The 3,943-nt window shown below is 77.5% G+C and carries 3 protein-coding genes; 2 read left to right on the top strand and 1 reads right to left on the bottom strand.

The window, feature by feature from the left end:
• Positions 1-5: 5 nt before the first annotated feature.
• Positions 6-962 (bottom strand): hypothetical protein, encoded by a 957-nt coding sequence (locus AMY39116_RS44455; protein WP_157358883.1) that lies wholly within the window; start codon positions 960-962, stop codon positions 6-8.
• 109 nt (positions 963-1,071) lie between these two features.
• Here AMY39116_RS44455 and eccD point away from each other — a divergent pair, with 109 nt between their 5' ends.
• On the top strand, positions 1,072-2,445 hold the full coding sequence (gene eccD / locus AMY39116_RS0341625; RefSeq protein ID WP_027936706.1) for a type VII secretion integral membrane protein EccD: 1,374 nt from the start codon (positions 1,072-1,074) through the stop codon (positions 2,443-2,445).
• 3 nt (positions 2,446-2,448) lie between these two features.
• Complete coding sequence (gene eccB / locus AMY39116_RS0341620; protein WP_020423512.1) at positions 2,449-3,843, top strand: type VII secretion protein EccB; 1,395 nt, start codon at positions 2,449-2,451, stop codon at positions 3,841-3,843.
• Positions 3,844-3,943: the final 100 nt, after the last annotated feature.

Raw genomic sequence — 3,943 nt, 5'->3', positions numbered from 1 at the left:
GCCGGTCACGCGCACGCCGATCGTGGGTGACCGGTCCCGCGCGCCAGCACCGCCGCTCCTCGGGCGACCCGGTCCCGGCCGGGGCCGGTGTGGGTGAGCGCGGCGAGCGCCGCGCGCAGTTCCTGCTCGGTCAGGGCGACCGCGCCCAGGCCCGCGGCGCGGAGTTCGCGGTGCGTGCGGCGCACCGCGCCGGTCAGCGCGGTGAGCAGCTCGTCGTCGGTGGCCAGGCCGGGCTCGCGCACCGCGCGCACGGCGAGCCAGGCCCGGGTTTCGTCCGTCTGCCGAGGACCGCGGTGCAGGACCAGCTGGAGCCGGATCACCGGTGCTGTCCCGGATCCCGAGACCAGCGCTCCGGAGAGCGTGAGCCGGGCGAACGCACCGGGATCACCGCCGGTCGGGCGCAGGACGGCGAGCAGTTCTTCCTCGCGGCTGATCACCCCGGCCGGCACGCCCGCGACTTCGGCGGTGCGGATCCGGGCTCCCGGCGCGAGGTGGCCGAGCAGGTCCCCGCCGCGTGCCACGCGACGGCGCCGCCGCAGCAGGCGCGCCCGGAGCAGCACCTCGTCGGACAGCCAGCGGCCGTCCGCGCGGCCCGCGGTCCAGACCAGCAGGATCGCCGCGGTGGTCAGCAGGCCCGCCGTCACCGGCCAGGGGCGGCCGATCGCGATCAGGCCCAGCACCAGCGCGAGCTGCCAGCAGACGATCCGCAGCGCGGGCAGCTCGGGCGTGTGCCGCTGCTCCGGGGTCTCCTCGGGCGGCTCGGCGAGGTGTCCGATGTGGACCGGCGCGGGCTGGGCCGGGGTCGTGGGCTGTGCCACGGGGCGTGGCGGCGCGGTCCTGGCAGGGGTCGCGGTGGTGGTGACGGCTTGGGCGGCGACGGTCGCGACCGGCCGCCCAGTGGCCTGCGGTGCGGCCGCGGCGCTGGGCCGCGGGGGCTGGTGTGTGGTCGTCGCCGGGAGCATGCCGATCACCTTGCCGGTCCGAACATGAGGATCCGATGACAACCAGCGCGGTGGCCGGTACCTGCCGGAACGGTTCCCGCCGCGGGCCCGCGAGCCCATGGTGGGGGCCATGACGACGACGAACCTCGTCCGGGTGACCATCGACGCGCCCGGGCGGCGGATCGACCTCGCCGTGCCCGAGCGGTCGCCGGTGGGGGAGATCCTGCCGGGACTGCTGCGCCGGGCCGGTGAAAGCCTGCACGACGACGGGGTGGCCGGCGGGGGCTGGCTGCTCCGCCGCGGTGACGGCACCGTGCTCGAACCCGGCCGGACGCCGGCCGCGTACGGAATCCGCGACGGCGAGGTCCTGCACCTGGTGTCCCGGAGCCTGCACTGGCCGGAACTGTCCTACGACGACCTCGCCGACACCATCGCCAAGGGAGCCGGGCACACCGGGCGCCTGTGGGGGCCGGTGCACACCCGCGCGGCGGGCCTGCTGACCGGGGCGTTCGCCGTCCTGCTCGCGCTGGCCGCCGTGCTGCGGGCCGGGCCGCCGTGGGGGACGGCGGCGTGGGCCGCGCTCGGGTGCGGCGTCGTCCTGCTCGCCGCGGGCGCCGCGCTGGCCAGGGCGTTCGGCGACGCCGGGGCGGGCGCCGTGGTGGCTGCCCTCGCGATGCCGTTCGCCTTCGCCGGGGGAGCGCTGGTGCTCGCGGCCGGGCCGCAGCCTGCCGGGCTGGGCGCGCCGCAGGTGCTCGGCGGCTGTTCGGCGCTGCTGATCGCCGCGGTGCTGGGGCAGCTCGCCGTGGTCGAACGCGCCGAGGTGTTCGTCGCCGGTCTCACCGCGAGCGTCGTGGGGGCGGTCGCGTCGTGGCCGGCGACCACGGACGCGCTGGACGGCGCGGACGGCGCGGCGGTGGCGGCCGTGGCGGTGCTGCTGTTGTCGCCGCTGTCCGGGCCGCTGGCGATCCGCCTCGGCCGGGTGCCGATGCCGGTGCTCCCGCGCACCACCGCGGACCTGGTGCGCGACGACCCGCAACCGCCCAGGAAGGCGGTCTACGCCGCGGTGGTGCGCGCCGACCAGCTGCTGACCGGGATGATCGCCGGGGCGGCGACGGTCACCGTGCTGTGCCTGTGCGTCGTCGCGCGGGCGGGCGGCACCGCGGTCGTCGTGCTGCTGTCCGTGCTGTCAGTGGGGTTCTGCCTGCGCGCCCGGCTCTACCCGGCCCTGCGGCACCGGGCGCCGCTGTTGCTGGCGGGGGTGGCCGCCGCGGGCGCGCTCGCGCTCGGCCCCGGCGCGCGGCTTCCGTTCGCCGTCACCGCGCCGGTGCTGATCGTGGTGGGCGGGCTGGCCGTGCTGGCGGGGCTCAGCCACAGCAAGCGGCTGCCCAGCCCGTTCCTCGGCCGCTACGCCGAGCTGCTCGAGGTGGCGGTCGTGCTCGCCTGCGTGCCCGTGCTGTGCGCGGTGCTCGGGGTGTACGGGCTGGTCCGCGGACTGGGCGGGTGAGCGGTGGCGTCCAAACGCGACCTGCTGCAGGCGCACCAGTTCCTCGCGCAGCGGGCCATTTCCGCGCTGGTGACGCGGGAGCCCGATCCGGAGCAGCCGCCGTTCCGCCGTCCGAGCGGGGCCGCGATCGGCAGCATCGTGCTGGGGGTGCTGGCCCTCGTCGCGGTCGGCGTGTACGGGCTGGTCAACCCCGGCGGGAACACGACGTGGCGGGACCGGCCCGCGGTGATCGTGGCGAAGGAGACCGGGGCGCGGTACGTGTACCTCGACGGGGTGCTGCACCCGGTGACGAACTACGCCTCGGCGCTGCTGGCGCTCGGTGAACGTGTCGAAACGGTGTCGGTGTCGCGCGATTCGCTCGCGGGTGTGCCGCGGGGTGCGGAGATCGGGATCCCCGGCGCGCCCGACTCGCTGCCGGACCCCGGGCAGCTGCTGACCGGTGGCTGGAGCCTGTGCTCACCGCCGGTGCCCGGCCCGGACGGCTCCACTGTGGACGAGTCGGTGCTGCTGGTCGGGGCCGGGGCGCCCGGGGGAGCGCCGGCGGAGGCGGTGCTCGCCGAGGTGCCGGCCAGCGGCGACCAGTACCTGATCGCCGGGGGCCACCGGCACCGGATCCGGCAGGCCGACACGGTGACGGTGGGGTTGGCGCTGCAGTCGGTGCCGAGGATCCGGACGGCCATGGCGGTGGTCGACGTGCTGCCCGCGGGGGAGCCGATCGCGCCGGTCCGGCCGGCCGGGCTGGGCGGTCCGTCGTCGGCGGTGCCGGGGCGGGCGGACATCCGCGCCGGGCAGCTGCTCGTCCTGGACACCGCGGGCAACCGGGAGCACTACCTCGCCGAGGCGGACCGGTTGCGGCCGATTTCGCCGCTGCAGTACGACATCCAGCGGGCCGACCCGGCGACGCGGCAGGCCTACGGGGGCGGCCAGCCGGTGGGTGTCCCGCTGGGACCGGCCGAAGCCGCGGAGGCCCGGATCGCGCCGGCCGCGGACGCGGGCCCGGGCGCGGCGCCCCGGCAGCGCCCGGAGTTCGCCGCCGGCGACACGATCTGCGCGACGTACGAGCCCGGGGCCGCGGCGCCGGTGGTGCACGTCGGCCCGCGGATGCCCGCCACCGCCGCGATGGCGACGCCGGGCCGGACCGGGCTCGGGATGCCGCTGGCCGACCGGGTGTACGTCGAGCCCGGGCGGGCGGCACTGGTGGAGGCGATGCCGAGCGCGGCCGCGTACGCCGGGACGGTGCTGCTGGTGACCGACCAGGGGCGGGCGCACCCACTGGCCGACCGGAAGGTGCTGGGGGTGCTCGGGTATGGCGAGGTCGCGCCGGTGCGCCTGCCGGCCGGGATGGTCAGCCGGGTGCCGTTGGGGAGCGCTCTGGACCCGGCGGCTGTGCTCGGTTGAGCAGGGAGGTTCGGCCGGGCAGAGCGGTTGTGCCTGCCGATGGGGGCGTGCTGGCCGGGAGGAGAGAGCGAAGCCCGGCTGGCGCGCGGGCGCGCAAGCT

Source organism: Amycolatopsis sp. ATCC 39116 (genome assembly GCF_000231075.2).
In the GTDB taxonomy this organism is placed as follows: domain Bacteria; phylum Actinomycetota; class Actinomycetes; order Mycobacteriales; family Pseudonocardiaceae; genus Amycolatopsis_E; species Amycolatopsis_E tucumanensis.
This window is presented reverse-complemented; position numbering and strand designations above follow the sequence as displayed.